1 protein-coding gene is annotated in these 228 nt (G+C 47.4%); it reads left to right on the top strand.

Features of this window, described 5'->3' with window-relative positions:
• Positions 1–32: 32 nt before the first annotated feature.
• A partial coding sequence (locus F0L68_RS44300; RefSeq protein WP_223199659.1) for a hypothetical protein occupies positions 33–228 on the top strand: 196 nt, incomplete at its 3' end.

Below are 228 nucleotides of genomic sequence, written 5' to 3'. Positions count from 1 at the left end.
TTTCGCCTGTGATAACTCGTGATCATATAAAAATGAAATTCTTCATGATTTTCGTCCTCGCTCTGCTGGCTATGGCCAACGCTCAAGGAAACGGCTACGAACCTATTGACAACCGCCCGTACATCGTTAATCCTCCCAAAGATTACAACCCTAATGGAAACGGCTACGAACCTATCGACAACGGTGCATATTACGTGGACCCTCCCCAAGGCCGACCTTACTTCAAGC

Origin of the sequence: Solihabitans fulvus (assembly GCF_008386585.1) — a bacterium.
Taxonomy (GTDB): domain Bacteria; phylum Actinomycetota; class Actinomycetes; order Mycobacteriales; family Pseudonocardiaceae; genus Solihabitans; species Solihabitans fulvus.
This window is presented reverse-complemented; position numbering and strand designations above follow the sequence as displayed.